The organism is Bifidobacterium boum (assembly GCF_000741535.1).
Lineage (GTDB): Bacteria > Actinomycetota > Actinomycetes > Actinomycetales > Bifidobacteriaceae > Bifidobacterium > Bifidobacterium boum.
In genome coordinates this window covers 106,321-127,855 of the sequence record NZ_JGYQ01000002.1, presented here as the reverse complement: position 1 = coordinate 127,855, position 21,535 = coordinate 106,321, and the positions used below count along the sequence as shown (strand labels likewise).

At 59.3% G+C, this 21,535-nt stretch carries 15 protein-coding genes; 11 read left to right on the top strand and 4 right to left on the bottom strand.

The genetic code is table 11. The features are described from left to right. Positions 1 to 73 precede the first annotated feature (73 nt). The gene (locus BBOU_RS00580) at positions 74 to 805 is read left to right on the top strand and encodes a trimeric intracellular cation channel family protein (protein WP_026502957.1); all 732 of its coding nucleotides are present in this window, start codon (positions 74 to 76) and stop codon (positions 803 to 805) included. Between the two features lie 177 nt (positions 806 to 982). Here BBOU_RS00580 and rpsT read toward each other — a convergent pair whose 3' ends face one another. Further along, complete coding sequence (gene rpsT, locus BBOU_RS00575) at positions 983 to 1,243, bottom strand: 30S ribosomal protein S20 (protein ID WP_026502956.1); 261 nt, start codon at positions 1,241 to 1,243, stop codon at positions 983 to 985. Between the two features lie 242 nt (positions 1,244 to 1,485). On the opposite strand from rpsT, the gene lepA reads away from it, so the two are divergent. Then, complete coding sequence (gene lepA / locus BBOU_RS00570) at positions 1,486 to 3,366, top strand: translation elongation factor 4 (RefSeq protein ID WP_026502955.1); 1,881 nt, start codon at positions 1,486 to 1,488, stop codon at positions 3,364 to 3,366. Between the two features lie 101 nt (positions 3,367 to 3,467). Further along, complete coding sequence (gene hemW, locus BBOU_RS00565; RefSeq protein WP_026502954.1) at positions 3,468 to 4,811, top strand: radical SAM family heme chaperone HemW; 1,344 nt, start codon at positions 3,468 to 3,470, stop codon at positions 4,809 to 4,811. An 86-nt stretch (positions 4,812 to 4,897) separates the two neighbouring features. Here the strand turns inward: hemW and BBOU_RS00560 are convergent, their stop codons facing one another. Continuing rightward, positions 4,898 to 5,533, bottom strand: coding sequence for an endonuclease III domain-containing protein (locus BBOU_RS00560; protein ID WP_033490383.1), 636 nt, complete (start codon positions 5,531 to 5,533; stop codon positions 4,898 to 4,900). A 198-nt stretch (positions 5,534 to 5,731) separates the two neighbouring features. Here BBOU_RS00560 and BBOU_RS00555 point away from each other — a divergent pair, with 198 nt between their 5' ends. Then, positions 5,732 to 8,407 carry an excinuclease ABC subunit UvrA gene (locus tag BBOU_RS00555; protein ID WP_051616781.1) on the top strand — a complete coding sequence of 892 codons (2,676 nt, stop codon included), beginning with the start codon at positions 5,732 to 5,734 and terminating at the stop codon, positions 8,405 to 8,407. Between the two features lie 77 nt (positions 8,408 to 8,484). On the opposite strand, the gene BBOU_RS00550 is transcribed toward BBOU_RS00555, so the two are convergent. Next, positions 8,485 to 9,477, bottom strand: coding sequence for a YdcF family protein (locus tag BBOU_RS00550; protein ID WP_338010543.1), 993 nt, complete (start codon positions 9,475 to 9,477; stop codon positions 8,485 to 8,487). 586 nt (positions 9,478 to 10,063) lie between these two features. Between BBOU_RS00550 and BBOU_RS00545 the strand changes: the two genes are divergently transcribed. The 7 genes from BBOU_RS00545 (at position 10,064) to BBOU_RS09275 (ending at position 19,984) form a co-directional block, all read left to right on the top strand. After that, complete coding sequence (locus BBOU_RS00545; RefSeq protein ID WP_026502950.1) at positions 10,064 to 10,819, top strand: carboxymuconolactone decarboxylase family protein; 756 nt, start codon at positions 10,064 to 10,066, stop codon at positions 10,817 to 10,819. Between the two features lie 99 nt (positions 10,820 to 10,918). After that, positions 10,919 to 11,401, top strand: a complete 483-nt coding sequence (locus BBOU_RS00540) for a flavodoxin (protein WP_051616744.1) — start codon at positions 10,919 to 10,921, stop codon at positions 11,399 to 11,401. Between the two features lie 271 nt (positions 11,402 to 11,672). Then, positions 11,673 to 12,224: a hypothetical protein gene (locus tag BBOU_RS08720; protein WP_051616742.1), complete on the top strand. Its 552-nt coding sequence runs from the start codon at positions 11,673 to 11,675 to the stop codon at positions 12,222 to 12,224. A 269-nt stretch (positions 12,225 to 12,493) separates the two neighbouring features. After that, on the top strand, positions 12,494 to 17,065 hold the full coding sequence (gene gltB, locus BBOU_RS00530; protein ID WP_026502949.1) for a glutamate synthase large subunit: 4,572 nt from the start codon (positions 12,494 to 12,496) through the stop codon (positions 17,063 to 17,065). A 1-nt stretch (position 17,066) separates the two neighbouring features. Beyond that, positions 17,067 to 18,593, top strand: coding sequence for a glutamate synthase subunit beta (locus BBOU_RS00525; RefSeq protein ID WP_026502948.1), 1,527 nt, complete (start codon positions 17,067 to 17,069; stop codon positions 18,591 to 18,593). 151 nt (positions 18,594 to 18,744) lie between these two features. Beyond that, positions 18,745 to 19,209, top strand: a complete 465-nt coding sequence (locus BBOU_RS00520) for a membrane protein (protein ID WP_026502947.1) — start codon at positions 18,745 to 18,747, stop codon at positions 19,207 to 19,209. Between the two features lie 379 nt (positions 19,210 to 19,588). Then, positions 19,589 to 19,984 (top strand): M23 family metallopeptidase, encoded by a 396-nt coding sequence (locus BBOU_RS09275; RefSeq protein WP_161788248.1) that lies wholly within the window; start codon positions 19,589 to 19,591, stop codon positions 19,982 to 19,984. A gap of 15 nt (positions 19,985 to 19,999) precedes the next feature. Here BBOU_RS09275 and BBOU_RS00510 read toward each other — a convergent pair whose 3' ends face one another. After that, positions 20,000 to 21,457, bottom strand: a complete 1,458-nt coding sequence (locus BBOU_RS00510; RefSeq protein WP_033490385.1) for a type 1 periplasmic-binding domain-containing protein — start codon at positions 21,455 to 21,457, stop codon at positions 20,000 to 20,002. Positions 21,458 to 21,535: the final 78 nt, after the last annotated feature.

The following is a 21,535-nucleotide window of genomic DNA, read 5'->3' as shown; positions in this document are numbered from 1 at the left end:
AGAGTCCGCGGGCGTATCAGCCCGCGACCCATCCCGTGTCCCGCCGCTGCGACACCACCGGCAACCAGGAGGCATGACCATGACTGTCACCGTCACACTCGAAAGCAATGGCTTCTTCATGGGCATCGAATATGTGGCGGTCTTTTGCTGCGGTTTGCTCGGCGGCCTCGCCGCCATACGCAAAGGTTATGATCTGTTCGCCATTCTGCTCACCGCTTGGCTGACTGCACTCGGCGGAGGCATCGTACGCGATGTGATTCTTGGCGCGTTGCCACCTGTCGGCATCTCTGATCGCGCCATGGTGTTGACTTCAATCGCTGCAGGATTGATGGTGGCGGTCATGCATCCCGAAGTCAATCGTCTCAAATGGTCCATGCTCGTTCTTGACGCTTTGGCGCTTGGACTGTTCGCAGTGAACGGCACCCAGAAAGCGTTGATGTACGGTACCAGTGGCATGACCGCTGTGTTCTTGGGAATGTTCACGGCATTGGCAGGTGGTCTGATACGGGATATGCTGCTCAATGAGGTGCCTATGGCGGTGCGGGACAGGCATTGGTATGCCTTTCCATCGTTGGTCGGGTGCATACTGACCGTGATGTCATATCGTCTTGAAGGCCATGGGCTGATTTCATATCGGATGGAAATCGTCGTCGATATCGCTATTGTCATTGTCGTCGTCTTGATGCGGGTGCTGTCTGTCAGATTCGACATCGAATTGCCTGGTGCCATGCCCCGCGATGCGCCTGTACATATTTCGGCGTCGATGCGTCGGCAGCATGAGCATGACCGCGATCATGATGCCTGACCGGCAATTCGCATGATCGTGCCGAGCCGAGTGTGGCGTACCGGCCGAGCGCATATCCGACTTCACATACGAAGAGGGGGTTCCATGCATGTGCCGCATGGAACCCCCTCTTGGTGGGGAATCGGTCAACGCCGATTCATATGCAAATCACGTCACGATGAACGTGATGCGACCGAGTCACAGCGCGTTGATGGCGCGAGCAAGACCGGACTTGCGGTTCGCAGCCTGATTCTTGTGAATCACGCCGGCGCCGGCGGCCTTGTCAAGCTTCTGAGCGGCGAGCTTGTACGCTTCCTCGGCAGCGGCCTTATCGCCAGCGGCGATGGCTTCGCGGGTGCGACGGACGACGGTCTTCAGGCCGGACTTCACCGACACGTTGCGCTTGTGCGCCTTCTCGTTGGTCAGGACGCGCTTCTTCTGCGACTTGATGTTTGCCAATGTAACTCCAAACGACGGTTGCTATAAGGACATACAAACGTTAATGATACCACGGAACCGGGATAACTTGCGACGTGCGGCACGCGCACGATGAGACGACGCGGCGGATGCACATGCCGGACATTGCCGGTAGACTAAGACCATTGGAATACCGTTGCGCAGTCGGACGCGGCTGCGGTGGCATCCGCCACAGACAACCAGTTGATACATGCCGGCAACAAGCGCCGGAAAGGAGAATTTCAGTGATTGAACCGAAAAACAAGCCTGGCTTTACCGATCAGTCGCTGATTCGCAACTTCTGCATCATTGCACACATCGACCACGGAAAATCCACCGTAGCCGACAGGATTCTCCAGCTGTCCGGCATCGTCCCGCAGCGGGAGATGCACGACCGCTTCCTTGACCGCATGGATATCGAGCAGGAACGCGGCATCACCATCAAGTCCCAGGCCGTGCGCGTGCCGTGGACGGTCGATGGTACGGAATACACCCTCGGCATGATCGACACACCAGGCCATGTGGACTTCACCTATGAGGTATCCCGCGCGTTGGCAGCATGCGAGGGCGCAGTGCTGCTCGTGGACGCCACGCAAGGCATCGAAGCGCAGACCTTGTCCAACCTGTATATGGCGATCGACCACGACCTGACCATTATCCCCGTACTCAACAAAATCGACTTGCCCAGCGCGGAACCCGACAAGCATGCCGAAGAAATCGCCGGTCTTATCGGGTGCAAGCCTCAGGATGTGCTTCGGGTCTCCGGCAAAACCGGTGAGGGTGTCGCCGATCTGTTGGACACCATCGTCATGGACGTCCCCGCTCCTCACGGGGACCCCAAAGCGCCGGCGAGGGCGCTCATCTTCGACTCGGTGTATGACTCCTACCGCGGCATCGTCACCTATATCCGCATGGTTGACGGCGAACTGAAATCCCGCGAGAAACTGCACATGATGGGCATCGGCATGACTCACGACCCCATCGAGATCGGCGTGATCAGCCCCGATATGACCCCCACGAAAGCGCTGGGCGCCGGGGAAGTCGGCTATGTGATCACCGGAGCGAAGGATGTCAGCCAGTCGAAAGTCGGCGACACCATCACATCCGCCATCAAACCGGCAAGCGAGCCGCTGCCCGGATATCGCGACCCCAAACCCATGGTGTATGCCGGTCTGTTCCCGATCGACAACGCGCAATTCCCGGAATTGAGAGACGCGCTCGACAAGCTCAAACTCAACGACGCGGCGTTGATTTACGAACCTGAGACCTCAGTCGCCTTGGGATTCGGCTTCCGTTGCGGTTTCCTCGGCCTGCTGCATATGGAAATCGTCTGCGAGCGCCTCGAACGTGAATTCGGTCTGGATCTCATCTCGACCGCTCCGAGCGTGCCGTATGAGGTCACCGCCGAAGACGGAACAGTGCACCACGTCACGAATCCGAGCGAATTCCCCGAAGGCAAAATCAAGAAAATCGTCGAGCCCATGGTCGCCGCGGATATCATCACGCCGAAGGAATTCATCGGTTCGGTGATGGATCTGTGCCAGGAGCATCGCGGGGAGATGGGCGATATGGAATATCTGAGCCCGGAACGCGTCGAAATGCATTACCGTATTCCACTGGCTGAAATCGTGTTCGATTTCTTCGACCAGCTCAAGAGCCGCACCAAGGGCTATGCTTCGCTCGATTACCATGAGGACGGCGAACAGGCGGCTGATTTGGTCAAGGTCGATATCCTGATTCAGGGCGAGAAGGTCGATGCGTTCAGCGCCATCGTGCACCGGGACAAGGCGTATTCCTACGGCGTCATGATGACCAAGAAACTGCGCGAGCTTATTCCCCGCCAGCAGTTCGAAATCCCGATTCAGGCGGCGATCGGTTCGAGGATCATCGCGCGCGAGAATATCAGGGCTTTGCGCAAGGACGTGCTGGCAAAGTGCTATGGCGGCGACATCACGCGTAAGCGTAAGCTGCTGGAGAAGCAGAAAGCCGGCAAGAAGCGCATGAAGATGCTCGGCCACGTGGAAGTGCCGCAAGAGGCGTTCATCGCGGCGCTTTCCACCGGTGAGGCTGGTAATGACCGCGATACGAAAGACAAGATCCGCGCTGCGCAGAAGGCGGATAACTGAGTTGATGGCAGGCCCGCAGACACGGCGGGCCTGGGGAAGCGCCGTCTGATTCGCCGTATGAGACGAATCGAACGACGGCATGATGTGGATTGTGGTATGGCATGACGTTCGAGGTGTACATCCACGTGCCTTTTTGTATGAGGCGCTGCGGATACTGCGATTTCAACACCTATACGGCTCGTGATTTGGGTGAGGGGGCGTCTCGCGGCAATTACGCGCGGATGGCGGTTCGCGAGATGGAGCTTGTGCGTGCATGGCAGGCGGCGCATGGCATCCGTGAGCAGAAGGCGGCTACGGTGTTTTTCGGCGGCGGCACGCCCACGATTCTTCCCGCCGCTGATTTGGTCGCCATGCTCGACGCGGTGCGTCGCATCTGGGGGATTGAGCCTGACGCGGAAATCACGACGGAGGCGAATCCGGACACTGTCGACGCCGACTATATCAAACGGCTTGCCGACGGCGGGTTCACGAGGATTTCGTTCGGCATGCAGTCCGCCGTGCCCCATGTGCTCGCTACCCTTGACCGACGGCATACCCCGGCGAATGTGGAGGCTGGTTTGCGGGCGGCCGATGCATACGGGCTGCGTTCCAGTGTGGATCTGATTTATGGGGCGCCGGGGGAGAGCTTGGAGGATTGGCGTACATCGGTGCGTACGGCGATCGGTCTTGGTGTGAATCATGTTTCCGCGTATGCGCTGACCATCGCCCCGCACACCAAGATGGGCAGGATGATCGCCGCCGGCGCTCTTCCCAAACCCAGTGATGATGATGAGGCGGCGAAATACGAAATCGCCGATGAGGCTTTCGCCGACGCCGGGTTGCACTGGTATGAGATCAGCAATTGGGCGCGGCCTGGCTACGAGTCGCGTCACAACTTGGGGTATTGGCGTAACGTCGATTGGGCGGGTATAGGTCCCGGCGCGCATTCGCATTACCGGTTAGAAGGGGAAGCTGCCGGGGTGGCGAGCAGCAGCTTGGAAAGCAGTGTTGTCGACAATCCCCAGTCAAAGGATTGTGGTGCAGGGGATGCGGTTGCGCGTCATGATGATGCCGGATTCCGCAAGACCGCGGCGACCGCCCCCGGCATCTCGAGCATATCGGTGGCAGCCGGTTCCGTCGGTTTGCGTGCTTGGGACATTGCCCATCCGCGCACTTGGGCGCATGCGATCAATGCCGGCACCGTGCCATGGGGTGGCTGTGAAGGGATCACGGCCCGAGAAGACCGCGAGGAGACGCTCATGCTGGGATTGCGCTTGCGAGAAGGTTTCGACACGTCGCGTTTCGCGGGCATCATTCCCGATGATGCGTGGGTGTCTTTGCAATCCGAAGGGCTGATCACATTGGCGCCCGGTTCGCGTGCCGGTCAAGGGTGCATCGCCGTGCCCACGCTACGCGGCCGGTTGTTGAACGACCTCATCATCGAACATCTGTTCGATCACCTGTGAGCCGCGGACAGCGGGCGCAGCGGCCGTCTGCCGCCGGTGACATGGAAATCGATCCATGTCTCTTTCATGCCTCGCCGATGGCATGCTCAGAGAGCCCGTCCGGGGCATACCTCGCTGAACACGCAGCACTCGCACACCGGCTGCTTGCGGCAATGGTTCTTGCCATGTTCAAGCAGCAGCCAGTGGTACCGGCCGTAGACTTGGTAATCAGCGGGCAGGCCGGATTCGAAGAAGCGGCGGATTTGCCGGTCGTCGCTGAACCCGTACCCCATGCGGTCGAGGAAACGGCGCGTGTAGGCGTCAATCACGAATGACGGCTTGTGCAGCGCGAACACGAGCATCGCGTCCGCGGTTTCCGCGCCGATGCCTTTCAAACCCAGCAGTTCGCGCCGCAGCCGATCTTGGTCTACTGTTCGTGCCTGTTCGATGTCGAAGCCATACTCGCGGTACCATTCGGTGACCGTGCGGATCGTTGCAGCTTTCGCCTTCATGAAACCGCACGGGCGGATCGTCTCCTGCAGCTGTTCGACAGGCATCGCCAGCACTTTGGCGGGCTCGGGTTCACCCCATGCGGCGAACACTTTCTCCACCTGCGTCCACGCTGTGTTCTGTACGAGGATGGCGCTGACCATGATTTCGTACGGCGTACCCGGCCACCATCGCGGCGTGCCATAGCCTTTGACCAGGTTGTTGTAGACCTGCTGCGCTGTCAACCGTTCCATGATCAATCCCGTCTCATCGCGTTACCACGAGCGCCGCCCGTAGTGGGGCATTCCGCCCGCATTGTGTTCACGGTGTTCAGCATATCGCTGAGCATATCGCTGAATCATTGTGAGCGGTCACGGTGCCGTGCAAGGATGGAACCACCAATCTTGGAGACAGCTGTGAACGTCTTGGAGGCAACCGTGAACAAACACCAGATGCCATCATCGTCAGATAACCACAAGTCGTCCCTCACGCACTCAGAGAATGCCCAAGCACAGACCAGCCGCACACCCGCCGCCATTGAGGTACGCGGGGCTCGCGTCCACAACCTGCGCAACATCGACGTGGACGTGCCGCTCGGCAAGATCGTGGGAATCGCCGGTGTTTCCGGATCGGGCAAGTCGTCGCTCGCACTCGGCGTACTGTATGCGGAAGGCTCACGCCGCTACCTCGAATCCCTTTCCACCTACACGCGCCGGCGCATGACGCAAGCCGAACGCGCCGATGTGGACGACGTGTGTTACGTGCCCGCCGCGCTAGCATTGCACCAGCGCCCCGGCGTGCCCGGCATCCGCAGCACCTTCGGCACAATGAGCGAACTGCTCAACAGCCTGCGTCTCATGTTCTCGCGCCTGGCAAGCCACCGATGCCCCAACGGTCATTACGTCGAGCCCACCCTTGCCGTCGCCGCCATGCAGCCAATTGTCTGCCCCGAATGCGGGGCGCAGGTTGAGGCGCCCGGGGCGGAGGATCTCGCCTTCAACAGCCGCGGCGCCTGCCCGACCTGCCAAGGCACCGGCATCGCGCACATCGTCGACGAATCCACCCTCGTGCCCGACCAGTCGAAGACCATTGACGAAGGCGCTGTCGTCGTATGGGGCAGCCTTATCTGGTCGCTCATGACGGACGTGTGCCGTGAGATGGGCGTGCGCACCGATGTGCCGTTCCGCGATCTGACCGACCGTGAGAAAGAGATCGTCTACCACGGGCCGATGGTCAAGAAGCACATCCATTACGTCAGCAAGAACGCACAGCAGGACGGTGAGCTTGACTTCACGTACTACAGCGCCGTCAACACTGTCAAGAATGCGCTTTCCAAAGTCAAGGACGAGCGCGGCATGAAACGCGTCGCCAAATACCTGAAGGACGGCGTGTGCCCTGACTGCCATGGCACGCGTCTGAGCGACGCCGCGCGGGCGCCGAGGCTGCGGGGCATCGGGCTGGACGAAGCGACCGCGATGACGCTCGGCGATGCCATCGAGTGGGTCAAGGGCGTGCCGGATTCGCTGCCCGCCAAGATGCGCCCGATGGCGAAGAACATCTGCGATTCGTTCCTCGACACAGCGCGCCGCCTGATGGACCTTGGCCTGGGATACCTGTCGCTCGACCGCGCCGGCTCCACGTTGTCGACCGGCGAGCGTCAGCGCGTGCAGCTGGCCCGCGCCGTGCGCAACCGCACGACCGGGGTGCTCTATGTGCTCGACGAGCCGTCCATCGGCTTGCATCCTTACAATCTGCAGGGATTGGTGGGTGTGATGGACGATTTGGTGGCCGATGGCAATTCCGTGGTGCTGGTGGATCATGACACGCAGGTGCTGGGCCATGCCGATTGGATCGTCGAGATGGGGCCGGGTGCCGGAGCGGACGGCGGCAGTGTGATTGCACAGGGCACTGTGCGTGACCTGGCGGGCGATGCCCGGTCGGTGATCGGCCCGTTCCTCGCGCGGCAGGTTGAGTCCGGGTCGGAGGAGCGTGCGACGGCTGACGGAAGTGCGGCTGCCGCTGCGGAGCGTGTGCGCCCCGTGGTGCCGGAGGGAGAGGTGTTCGACATGGGCACGATAGCCATGCACACCCGCGCCATCCACACCGTGCATCCGTTGGATGTGCGCATACCCAAGGGTAGGCTCACCGTAGTGACCGGCGTGTCAGGATCCGGCAAGACGACGATGGTGCTCGAAAGCCTGGTGCCGGCGCTTCAGGCGGCCGCGGATTCGGCTGGTTCAACTGATTCTGCTGATTCGACTGATGTTGCGTTGCCTGCGCATGTGCAGAGCCTCTCGGCGCCGGGAATCAAGCATGCCAAGCTCATCGATGCCACGCCCATCGGCATCAACGTGCGCTCCACCGTCGCCACATACGCGGGCATTCATGACGAGCTGCGCAAGGCGTTCGCGCGCACGGACGACGCGAAACGGCTGGGGTTCAAGGCAGGGGACTTCTCATACAACACCGGAAGGCTGCGGTGTCCCACATGCGACGGCACTGGCCAGATTTCGCTCGACGTGCAGTTCCTGCCTGACGTGCAGGTGGATTGCCCCGATTGTCATGGGTCGCGCTATGACAAGCAGGCTGATGCGATCCGTCGTCCGTTCGGCGGCGTTGCGAAGGGCAGCGGCACCGGGGTCGGCGGCGCGGTTGAATACAGCCTGCCGCAGCTCATGCGCATGAGTGTGGACGAGGCGCTCGAAGCCTTCGATTCCGGCCGCGGGCTCAAGCTGCTGCGTCAGCGCTTGCAGACGTTGCACGACCTGGGGCTGGGCTATCTCACGATCGGGGAGCAGACACCTGGGCTCTCCGGCGGCGAGGCGCAGCGCCTCAAGCTTGCCAGCGAGATGGGTCGAGCCCAGGACGATTCGCTGTTCGTATTTGACGAGCCGACGATAGGCCTGCACCCCAAGGACGTACTCACGCTGCTCGACGTGTTCCAGACGCTCATCGATCACGGCGCCACCGTCATCGTCATCGAACACGACCTCGACGTGATGCGCAACGCCGACTGGATTATCGACATGGGGCCGCTCGGAGGTGTGCTAGGTGGTCGCATCGTTGCCCAAGGCACGCCTGATGACATTCGCCGCGACCCCGACAGCCTCACCGGCCGGTTCCTCTGAGACAGGGGCACAGCTGGCAAGGCATGGCTGACGGCGGGCGATGCCGGTGAGGCGGGTGAAGACGGCGGGCCGGCCGGTCAGCGCTTGATCAGATATTTGGCTTCCGCGAAGGACTCGCGCACCATGTTGTTCAGGAGCATGTCGCGCGGGGAGCCCGCCGCGATGCCTTGCACATCCGTGTACCCCTGGTCGCGGGCGATGTGCAGGGAGCGGAATACATGGAAGTCGTTGGTGACGATGCCGATGGACGGTTCGAATGCGTCGCTTCTCGCGCTGCCTGTGTTGCTGGCGCGGTCGATGATCATGCGGCTGTTGTGCAGGTTCTCCACGGTCGTGGTGGAATCGGGCTCCTCGATGATGCGCGACGCATCGATGCCGGCGTCATGCTCAAGATAATCCGCCATTCCTCGCGCCTCCGCATACGGTTCATTGGGGCCCTGCCCGCCCGAGACAATGCACATCGTGTTTGGGTTGGCGCGCAGGTATTCGGCCGCCTTGTCAAGTCGGTAGCGCAGCACGAGGCTGGGGGAGCCTCGGTGGACCTGCGCGCCCAGTACGATGATGTAATCAAGGTTCCAATCGCCTTCATCGCGCATGTGAGAGACGACGGCGGCTTGCGACACGCCAAAACCACACAGTGCGACACACAGCACGATGCCGATGGGAATGCGCGCCGCGTTGGGCAGCGCACGCCACCAATGGAACCAGATTGCCGCAGCCCACACGCCGAGGGCGAGCGCAAGAGCCACCCAGAACAGCCAGAATGACGTGCCGGTGTGCGTGTTGTAGACCGCACGGGCGTACCACAGGCTGGCGAGCGCGCTGATGCTCACAATCGCCGTCGCCACCTGACGCAGAGGAAAGTGAATGTACGAAACGGCTGGGTTGGTGGCGGTCGCGGCAGTGGCGGTCGCGGATTTGATGGTTGTGGTTTTGGCATCGGTTGAGGCGCCGGTGTCGGTGGCGGTGCTGGTGGTGTCGGTGTCGGAGTCGGCTTCGGTAGCGCCACCTGTTGAATGAGGGTCGTGTCGGTTGTCTTGCGGGTCCTCGGACAGGAGTTCATTCATCATGGATCGTCCTTCAGCGGTTGTCTGTGGCGGATTGCCCTTGGGCAGTCTTGCGTGCCGCGGGTCGCGTTCTATGCGTAGCGTCAGCAGTGATGCAGCTCATTCCACCATGTGTATCGATTGTTGGCGAGCTTTCCCTGTTCTTTGCTTTCCATTGTATTTCATTCCTTTTCGCTATCTCTTGTCATCTCCTTTCCCGTATCTCCTCTCTTTCTCCCCGCTTTCCCCCTTTTCCGCCTCCTTCTCTCACCTTCGGCGTGTCGCGCTTTGACTTCAAGTGCACTTTAAGTCCTACCGTGAAGTTATCGAAAGCAAACACAGCTGGATGCCAACCCAGAGGAGATGCGCCGCATAGAACGCTGTGCTGCGGACTGCATGACGATATACAAGGAAACCACATCATGACGGATTCAGCATTGATCCAGAAGCCAATCTCAACAACGGGGTGACGACCAAACTCGCCGCGGAATACCTCGCACGCGGTGTCCAAACAAGCCCACAGGCGCATTTGTAACAACCCGATGCAAACACAATTCAATCCACACAGGCCGAAGGGTAAGCATTCGGCCCTACTACCAAGGGGATGACAATGATCAAGCAAACAGCAGGACACGATCAGTTGGGCGATTTCTCGCCGAAGTTCGCCCATTACAACGACGATGTGCTCTTCGGCGAAGTGTGGAACGACCCCACGCTCTCACCTAAGACGCGCAGCATCATCACAATCAGCACCCTCATCGGCAAAGGCATCACTGATTCCTCACTCAAATACCATCTTCAGACCGCCCGCACCAACGGCGTGACCCGCGACGAAATGGCATCGATTCTTACGCATATCGCTTTCTACGCAGGCTGGCCGAACGCATGGGCGGCATTCTCGATGGCAAAGGAAGTGTATGCCTCCGATGCCACGCGTGACGAGGCAGAGCAGGACGAGCACGGCGGTTTCTTCGGCATGGGCGAACCGAACGACGGCTACGCGCAATACTTCACCGGACGTTCCTACCTCAAGCAGGTGAGCGCACCTGGTGATCCACTCGTCATCCACAACGTGACATTCGAACCTGGATGCCGCAACAACTGGCACATTCACCATGCCGCGCGTGGCGGCGGGCAGATCCTCATCTGCGTCGATGGTGAAGGGTGGTGCCAGTTCGAAGGCCAACCTGCGAAGCGCATGCTTCCAGGCGATGTGGTGGAGGTGCCGGCAGGAGTGAAGCATTGGCATGGCGCCGCGAAGAACAGCTGGTTCTCTCATTTGGCGTTCATGCTGCCCGGCGAAGGCATGAGCAACGAATGGCTTGAGCCCGTCACCAACGCCGAATACGACGCACTCGTGGCATGACGGGCGGTTCTATCGACAGTCTGCGACCGGGATTGAACGGTTCAGGCAAACAATGCAAACGAGTCAAATGACTCAAGCGATTCAAACATCGAGGAACAAATGAAGACATTGGTGGTGTATTTCACTGAAAGCGGTTGCACACGCCGTGTGGCACAGACCATTGCAGAGGCGACTGGAGCCACGCTGTATGAACTCAAGGCGGCGCAACCATACACGTCGGCAGACCTTGATTGGCGCAATTCGGAAAGCCGCGTCAACCGTGAGGCGAACGATCCCGCTGCACGCCAGTCGGTGAAGCTTGCGGATACGTCCGTGCCGGACTGGGATTCTTACGATGTGGTGTTCATAGGCGCCCCGGTATGGTGGGGAGTCGCTGCATGGCCGATCGACGATTTTCTCACCTCCAACGATTTCACCGGCAAGAAGCTGGCAGCGTTCGTTACCTCGGCAAGCTCGTCGTTCGGCAACGAATCCGAGGTCGAAGGCATGGCGAAGAGCGCCCAGTGGCTGGGCGGCAAACGCTTCCCATCCTCTGCATCCGATTCCGCCATCCGTTCCTGGATCGAGTCCCTGGCGCTGTAGCGAGGCGATTCCCGCACCCGCAATGATTCCACACTGCTAACCTCCCTCTTCGGCGATCGATACGCCCTCCGTCGAAGTGGGAGGTTTGTGGTTTGGGAAACGTGTGTGTTCTCTTCCCATCGCGCTCGCGGTTGCCGATGGAACCTTGAGATTGCAGCTGTTGACTTACAACCAAGCGGTGCAATGCATCCTCAGCCAACGGGCATCCCTTGGTAGGGAGCGGCGCTTACCATAGGAAGGCAGCATAAAAAGAAGGAAGAAGGGACGCAGCATGGCATCGAAGAACACGAACCGGCACGATAACCGCGACGACGATGTCGATAACGATTTCGACGATGATACCAGGCACGGCAGGTCACAGCGGCATACGGGGTGGCGAGTCGCGGCCGTGATCGTCGCCGGCGCCTTCCTCGTCGCCGCGGTGGCCTCGGGCGGAATCCCGGGGCTCGAGCAGATCGCGCAATCGTGGGTGTCCTCGTCTCCGTCGGATTCGTCCGCCACCGCTGCGGCGACTTCCGACGCTCCGGCCGATGCCGGCAGCTCCGCAACCGCCTCCGACATCTCGTTCTGCACGGTCGGTGGCCTCGACCAGCATTACGACAAGCATGGCCGCGAGATGGGCTACGCCTCGCCCGAGGACTACGAGCAGGCCGCCGCGCAAGTGGTCGAGGCGCCCGACACGATGCACAAGCCCGAGTCGGAGGACGACGACACCGTGTACTACCAGCAGTCGGGCAATAACTTCGTGGTCGTGTCGGATCGCGGCTGCATCCGCACGTATTTCCGCCCCGACGACGGCATCGCCTACTACAACCGCCAGTAGTCGTCGCGCACCGACCGCGATTACTACTTCAAGGATCGCCGGTTCGACGTCACCGATTACTAATACTGACTGATCTGGCGCATCGGCGATTCACGCCTCGGATATGTGGCTGCATCACAAGGATTCCGTGCCGATCTGAATGTGGGGCTTGACTTTTTGAGGTCGCCGGTATATGGACAAACAACGATATTTGACCTGTCTGCGCTGTAACCTGTGAGGGCAGTGTATTGGGTCGCAGGCATTGTCCTGCCTAAAGAGAGGTGGTTTCGGTGACGTTCAAAGCTCCGCTAGATTTGACGGTTCATCGCCCGGAAGGCATGTATGACCCTTCCCAAGAACATGATGCCTGCGGTGTCGGCATGGTCACCACGTTGAACAAGCGTCCCGAGCGCAAAATCGTCGATGACGCCATCGAAGTGTTGGTGAACCTCAATCATCGCGGTGCGGTCGGTGCCGAGGAGAACACCGGTGACGGTGCCGGCATCCTCATGGCCATGCCTGACGAGTTCATGCGCGCGACCACCGGCGTGGAGCTGCCCGAAGCCGGGCATTATGCCGCGGGTATCGCGTTCCTGGATCGTGATATCGCGACATCCGGCCAGCAGGAGCAAGCCATCGCCAAAATCGTCAACGAAGAAGGCCTCGAAGTGCTTGCGTGGCGCGTCGTCCCGACGAACCCGGATGGTCTGGGATTGCAGGCTTTGGCATCGATGCCTTCGTTCAAGACGCTGGTGGTAGCCGACCCGGAGAACAAGCTTTCAGGAATCGACCTCGACCGCAAGACCTTCCGCATCCGCAAGCGCGTCGAGCATGAGGTCGGCATCTATTTCGCATCCCTGTCCGCCCGCACCATCACCTACAAGGGTATGCTCACCACCATGCAGTTGACGGGATTCTTCCCCGACCTGCTGGACGAGCGGATGAAGACGACCATCGCCATCGTGCATTCCCGCTTCTCCACGAACACGTTCCCGAGCTGGCCTCTTGCCCAGCCGTTCCGTCTGATCGCGCACAACGGTGAGATCAACACCATCCAAGGCAACCGCAACTGGCTGTCAGCCCGCGAAGGTCGTCTCAGCTCGGAGCTGCTCGGCGAGTTCAAGCCGCTGTTGCCGATCGCCACACCGGGATACTCGGATTCAGGCACTTTCGACGAATGCTTGGAACTGCTGCATCTCGCCGGGCGCAGCCTTCCGCACGCCCTGCTCATGATGCTGCCCCCCGCTTGGGAGAACGATGACACGCTCGACCCGGAAGTCAAAGCGTTCTACGAGTACAACAACACGCTGATCGAGCCTTGGGACGGGCCTGCGGACATCGTATTCACGGACGGCACGCTTGTTGGCGCCCAGCTTGACCGCAACGGGTTCCGCCCCGGCCGCTGGCAGCTCACAGACAACGGCTATCTGGTGCTCGCATCCGAAGCGGGCGTTCTGCCGGAAATCAGCCAGGATCATATCGTGGCCAAGGGCCGTCTCGAGCCTGGAAAGATGTTCCTTGTCGACACCAAGGCCGGACGCATCGTCCCGGATGACGAAATCAAGCATGACCTCGCCTCGCAGCATCCGTACCGCAAGTGGATCGAAGGCAACTCCGTCGAGATGAGCCAGTTGCCGGTTCGCGAACATGTCAGCCATTTCGGCCAGTCAGTCCAGCGCAGGCAGCGCGCCTTCGGGTATACCGAAGAGGATCTCAAACTGCTGCTCGCCCCGATGGCGAACACCGGCAAGGAACCGCTCGGATCCATGGGTTCGGATACTCCGCCTGCAGTCCTGTCCAAGCGCAGCCGCATGCTGTTCGACTACTTCACGCAGAAATTCGCCCAAGTCACCAATCCTCCGCTGGATTGGGAGCGTGAGCGCATTGTCACCAGCCTTGAATCGGCGATCGGCCCGGAAGCCAATCTTCTGCAAGACACCGAACTGCATGCTAAGAAGATCCTCATCCCGCTGCCGGTCATTGATTCCGATCAGATGGCCCAGCTGAAGCGTCTGGACAAAGCCAAGATCCTCGGCGGGTTCTACAAGCCCTTCGTCGTCCGCGGCCTGTACCAAGTCGCAGGCGGCGGCAAGGCACTGAAGGAACGACTCGAGGAAATCTTCCAAGAAGTCGATGACGCCATTGCTGACGGCAAGAACTTCATTGTGTTGTCCGACCGCGAATCCGACCATACTTGGGGTCCGATCCCGTCTCTGCTGCTGACGAGCGCCGTGCAGCATCACCTGTTGCGCCGTCATACCCGCACTCAGGTCTCCCTGGCTGTCGAAGCCGGCGATGTTCGTGAAATCCACCATGTCGCTCTGCTCATCGCCTATGGTGCCGCATGCGTCAACCCGTATCTTGCATTCGAATCCGTCGAGGAACTCGCCCGCACCGGATACCTCAAGGTCGATGCGCCGACAGCGGTCAAGAATCTGACCAATGCACTGTCCACCGGCGTATTGAAGATCATGAGCAAGATGGGTGTATCCACGATTATGAGCTATCGTGGCGCTCAGCTGTTCGAAGCTGTCGGCCTCAATCAGGAAGTCATTGACGAATACTTCACCGGTACGACATCCCGAGTCGGGGGAGCCGGCCTCGATGAAATCGCCGAAGAAGTGGCGATCAGGCACCGTGTGGCCTACCCGAACCAGTGGACGAGCCGACCGCACCGCAATCTGCGCACCGGCGGCGACTACAAGTGGCGTCGCACAGGCGAAGACCATCTCAACGACCCTGAAGCGATCTTCCTGCTGCAGCAGGCCACCCAACGTGGCGACTACAACCTGTTCAAGAAGTATTCCGCGCATATCAACGACACGTCGAACCGTCTCATGACGTTGCGTGGTCTGATGAAGTTCAAGCAGACCCGCAAGCCGATTGATATCTCCGAAGTCGAGCCCGCCAGTGAAATCGTCAAGCGGTTCTCAACCGGCGCCATGAGCTACGGCTCGATTTCGCAGGAAGCGCATGAGACTCTGGCTATCGCCATGAACACCATTGGCGCCAGGTCGAACTCCGGTGAAGGTGGCGAATCCGATGACCGTATCAACGATCCGTTGCGCTACAGCCGAATCAAGCAGATCGCTTCCGCTCGTTTCGGTGTGACCAGCGATTATCTGGTACACGCCACGGATCTGCAGATCAAACTCGCCCAGGGCGCTAAGCCGGGCGAGGGCGGACACCTGCCGGGCGCCAAGGTTCCGCCGTGGATTGCCAAGGTCCGCCACGCGACGCCTGGTGTTGAGCTTATCTCCCCGCCGCCGCATCACGATATCTACTCCATCGAAGATCTCAAGCAGTTGATCAACGATGCGAAGATGGCCAATCCGAAGGCGCGTGTCCATGTCAAGCTCGTTTCCGAGTTCGGCGTAGGCACCATTGCAGCCGGCGTAGCCAAATGCCATGCTGATGTCGTACTGATTTCCGGCAGCGATGGCGGCACTGGCGCAGCCCCGCTGAACGCCATCAAGCATGCGGGCACACCGTGGGAAATCGGTCTCGCTGAAACACAGCAGACTCTGATTCTCAACGGCTTGCGTTCTCGTATCGTGGTGCAGTGCGATGGCGAGTTGAAGACAGGACGCGACGTGGTCATCGCTGCGCTGCTTGGAGCTGAGGAATTCGGCTTCGCGACAGCTGCGCTGATTACCGAAGGTTGCGTCATGATGCGCGCATGCCAGAAGAACACCTGCCCACAGGGCATCGCCACGCAGGATCCCGAGCTGCGTGCCCGGTTCCGCGGCAAGCCGGAATACGTCATCAACTTCTTCATGTACATCGCGCAAGAGGTTCGCGAGCTTCTCGCGCAACTCGGCTTCCGTACGTTGGAAGAGGCGGTCGGCCACGTCGAATGCCTCGACCAGAATGATGCCGTCGCGCGCTGGAAGGCCGATGGCATCGACTTGAGCAACGTGCTCATGCAGCCCGGTCCGATTCCGGGGACGATTCTGCATCAGACCATCGAGCAGAACCATGAACTCGAAAAGGCGTTGGACAACAAGCTCATCGAGCTCGCTCAACCTGCGCTGGAACATAAGGAGCCGGTTCGTATCGAGATGCCGATTCGTAACGTCAATCGTACGCTCGGCACCATGGTCGGTTATGAAATCACCCGACGCTACGGTGCTCCAGGGCTGCCTGACGACACCATCGACATGACTTTCCACGGTTCAGGCGGCCAATCCATCGGCGCGTTCATCCCGCGCGGAGAAACCATCCGCGTATATGGCGAGGTCAACGATTATGCCGGCAAGGGATTGTCCGGCGGCCGCATGGTTGTCCGTCCTGAGCAAGACATCACCTTCGATCCGCATACTAATGTGATTGCAGGCAATGTCACCGGTTTCGGCGCGACTTCAGGCGAAATGTTCGTTGCGGGACGTGCAGGCGAACGATTCGCCGTGCGTAACGGCGGCGCAACGTTCGTCGTCGAAGGCGTCGGTGACCACGGCTGCGAATATATGACCGGCGGTGTGGTCGTGATTCTCGGCGCCATGGGACGCAACTTCGGCGCAGGTTTCTCCGGCGGAGACACGTATGTGCTTGACCTTGATATGCGACAGGTCAATCCTGACGCGTGCAAGAGCGGCGCCCTGCTGTTCGAACCTTTGGAAGGTGCCGACGAGCAGCTTGTCCACGACCTCATTAAGCGTCACGTCGAAGAAACCGGTTCCGTCTTCGCTCAGGGACTGCTGGACGATTGGGAGCATACCCGCACCCGAATCACCCATGTGACCCCCAAGCATTACGTCGCAATGACGAAGGCCATGGAACAGGCCAAGGAAAACAACGTCGACTTCAACGCGCCTGGCGCATGGGAGCACGTGTACGAGCAGGTCATGGAAGGAGCACACTGACATGGGAGATCCAAGAGGATTCCTGAAGGTCCGCACCCGTCGCGAACTTGCCGAGCGTCCGGTCGAGGAACGCATCAAGGATTGGCTTGACGTTCATGCCGAAAGCGGCTTGCAGCCTTGGACCACACAGCAGGCGGCACGTTGCATGGATTGCGGCACCCCGTTCTGCATGAGCGGATGCCCGCTGGGCAATATCATCCCTGAATTCAATGATCTGGTCCGTCAGGAGAAGTGGGAGGACGCCTACAACAGGCTGTCCATGACCAATAACTTCCCTGAGGTCACTGGTCGTATCTGCCCGGCATTGTGTGAGCAGGCGTGCGTGCTCGGCATCCACCAGCCGCCGACCATGATCAAGAATGATGAGGCCACCATTATCGACCAGGCTTGGGAACTTGACTATGTCAAGCCGCTGCCGCCTGAACGACTTACCGACATGACGGTCGCGGTCGTGGGATCCGGTCCGTCCGGTCTGGCGTGCGCACAGCAGCTGACCCGAGCCGGCCATACGGTCGTCGTCTATGAGCGTGACGACGCGATCGGCGGTTTGATGCGCTATGGCATCCCGAACTTCAAGCTTGACAAGCATCTGATTGATCGGCGTGTCAAGCAGATGGAGGCTGAAGGCACCAGGTTCCGCACCAACACGGAAATCGGCAAGGATATCAGCTGGGATGAGCTGCGTGACCGGTATGATGCCGTCGTCGTTGCCATCGGCTCCACCGTCCCGCGTGATATGAAGATTCCGGGGCGTGAACTCGACGGCATCCATTTCGCGATGGAATTCCTGCCTGATGCGACACGCAGGGTCTACGGCGTCGAACCAGTGCACGATATCACTGCCAAGGACAAGCATGTTGTCGTCATCGGCGGTGGCGACACCGGTTCGGATTGTTTGGGCACCGCTATCCGTCAGGGAGCCAAGGACGTCACTGTCCTCCAGATCATGCCGAAGGAACCGTCCAGCAGACCGGACAATGCGCCGTGGCCGACATTCGCACGTACATATCAGAAGACGTCTTCCATGGAAGAGGGCGGTACATACGTGTACAACGTCGATTCCGTGGAATTCGAGGGCGAAGGCGCTGAGCGTGTCACCATCGAGGATTCGGCGACCGCTTCGGGCTTCATCGCCGACGAGCATGGCCATGTCACCGGACTGAAAATCGTCGATGTCGCACCGGGGGAGAACGGGCCATTCACCCGCCAGCCTGGTACCGAACGGGTCATTCCAGCGGATCTGGTTCTCATTTCGGTTGGTTTCCTCCATCCGGATACGTCCACAATCATGGAGCAGATGCCTGTCGAGCTTGATCAGCGCGGCAATGTCGCCCGTGATGACGATTTCGCAACCTCACAGGATGGCGTGTTCGTCTGTGGCGATGCCGGTCGAGGCCAGAGCCTTGTCGTTTGGGCGATTTCAGAAGGCCGTAGCTGTGCCGCGGCCGTTGACCGGTACCTCACCGGATCCACTGAGTTGCCGGCTCCGATTGTGCCGACACAACGTCCGATGATGTTGCCTCGCTGAACCAACTGGGTGTGGCTGCATTTCGCCAGAGAGGGACAAGCCCCTTGCTCTGGCGAAATGCAGCCACACCCATATCCGTGTGCATGAGCGTCTCATCCTTGGGAATGCGAGTACACTGGGAACAGTTGTGATTCCATACGAAGGGAGCGATATGCCGAACCGCGCAGAACGCCGGGCAACAGCCAAGCGCAACAAGCAGAACAAGGGTGTCCCGCAACAGTATGATGAGACCAAAGGCCGCAACCGTGGCGGCATGATTGACGAGTATGCGTTGCAGGAACGGTCGCGTCGACTTGAAGAGCATGAACTGGACGGCGAATGGAAGCCGAGCTCAAGCGTTCAACAAGCGACATCAGAGGCGGAAGATATCAATCTGAGCAACCCGAATATCAGCGGTTCACCGCATTCGGTGCGCCAAGTATTCCGTATCATCACGTGGACACTGATTGTTCTGTGCGCCGTCGCGTTCTTGGTGATCATGTGGATTCCATCCGTCCCGATGTGGCTGATTATCACGATTGCCGCGGTATTCGGCGTCTCAGTGATCAGCCTGTTCTTTGTGGCAGGCAACTCAAAGGACAACCCGAATCTTGACACGAACGGGTGTGCGATCTGAACCTTTCGCATTTTGAATTGGGGCAGGGATTATGATCCCTGCCCCAATTCGTCTTCTGACCACATTGCCGGCGCCGGCTCGACACCATGCCTGTGCTGGCAACATACTCGAACCAGTAGTATATGGACAGGTTTCAGGGGGTCAGATGTCTAAACCGACGCGGCGATTCGCAACGATGCTCATCATAGGTTCACTGGTTTCATCATTCGCAGGTTTGTCATCGGCATATCAGCCGGCACCATATTCAGGTCATCCGGCTGTGAGAGTTGTTCCGTGCACCAAGACGGCGCACACCCGGCCATCACGCTCACATGCACCGGCCGTCAACGCCACTGCGGTACCCTCATCACAAGCTTGCGCTGCATTGATGGTGTGGCCGGTGACGCATCCTATGGTCATCAAACATTTTGAACAGCCTTCGCGTCTATGGTCTTCACGCCACCGGGGCGTAGACCTTGCGGCGCAACCGGGTGACGTCATTATGGCGCCGGCGAGCGGAACAGTACGATTCAGCGGCGATGTGGCGGAAAAATCCGTCGTCAGTATCGAGCATGACACCGGATTCATTTCGACATTCGAGCCGGCCATCACCCAGCTGCCTGTCGGCACGCCGGTGCAACGCCGGGAAATCATCGGCACAATACAAGGTATTTCAGACCATTGCGGGACTTCCTGCCTGCACTGGGGAGTGAAAACGCAAGCCGGGGAGGAGCGTTACGTCGATCCCGAATCATTGGTCGTCCAGCGGTCCATAGATCTCAAACCGGAATCTTGACGTCGGTTCTTTCGGTTACAACCCGGCATCGGCGAGCGTCACATAACCTGGATCAATGAGCTCGACTTTGAGATTCGATGCGCTGACGGCAACCAAATCCTCGGTGATGACCGGCAACGTTTTGCCGTTCACCGTGGTCTTGGAAACGGATTTCATCGAGGTCAGACTGTTACCTGACGCGAGGCGTTTCGTGGCTTGGGCGATGTCTTCTGCAATCGCCTTTCGGTCTTCCATAGCGGTCATCCACAGTTTGCCGTCAACGATGTCGGGAAGCATCGCCGTATAGGCGCCATACCCGGTGACAATCGGCCACGATGCTGCGTCATCATGGTGAGATGAGTCACCATCATACGGCGCATGGTTGGGCGCAGGAACGGCTGACTTCACCAGATCTTTATGCCCGGCAAGATTGCCCACAATACCCATGATGGTGATGGAAGGGTTGATATCCGCCGCCGATCCTTGATATCCCAAGGAAGCCAACTCGTCGATAACCACGGATGCCACATAATCGTTCATCGCGATAATGCCATCGATATGGGTGGGGGAGGACTTGTCGCAGTCCAATCGTCGTTCAAGCTCCTGCCTGATATCGGCATCATTATTGACGGTGAACGACACTGAGCTCCAACTGGATTGCGTCGTGTTCGCGTTCAACGAGCCGGATGCGCTGATTGCGGCACCTGACGCGAAATACTTGCCGAGCACGCTCCACATTCCTTTGAACGCTTCCTGGGCGAATTGCATTGATATATTGCTCTCTTCGGATGATGGACTCACCGGCAGCATGATTTCAAGGATTTTGGGATTGGATGCGCTGGCCGCTCCGAGCTGGAGTTTGCTGACAAGCTGTTTGGCCTGGAGACGCCCGATCATATTCGCTGTGGACATTCGCACCACAACATCAGGAGTCACTCCACTGATGTCATTGGACAGGACAATGACATGCATGCCGGATTTTTTCGCCAGTTCCAGCGCACTGGATAAACGCTCGGATGCGGCATCGTTCCCGGTGTCCGAGGAAGTGTCGGGTTTGGTGACATAATCACCGTACTGCGCTACAGTCTTGTCCGTGGATGCGCACGGTGCGACAATCAATGTGGTCTCGCCGACGGAAGCGGATGAAGAGTCGTCACCGGAAGCCACGTTCACGACATAGTCTTGAATGTCTTGGCTTTGTTTATCCAGATTGTTGTCTTTATGCGTGCTGATACTGCCGGACGGGAATCCGAGATGTTCCAATTGCTGGGTGATTTCCGGAACGAGTTTCGCCCATTTGTTCAACGGCGTGTACTGGGAGAGTGTGATGCCATCGGATGGCGTGAATATGGCGACCGAGCCGAGAGAAGGGCTCACTGATGCTGCCGGCTTGGTGGCGGTTTCGTTGCCACATGCGGCAGTGCATGCCAGCAAACCAATGCATGCCGTTGTGACGATGACGTTCCTCAGTATCGTGAAACTGCGTAATCCCATATTCATCCTTTGGTTCGGCTCGCTGACGATTGTAGTATACGGGTAGCAGAAAGCCCGGGGCGAATCCGTCCCCGGGCT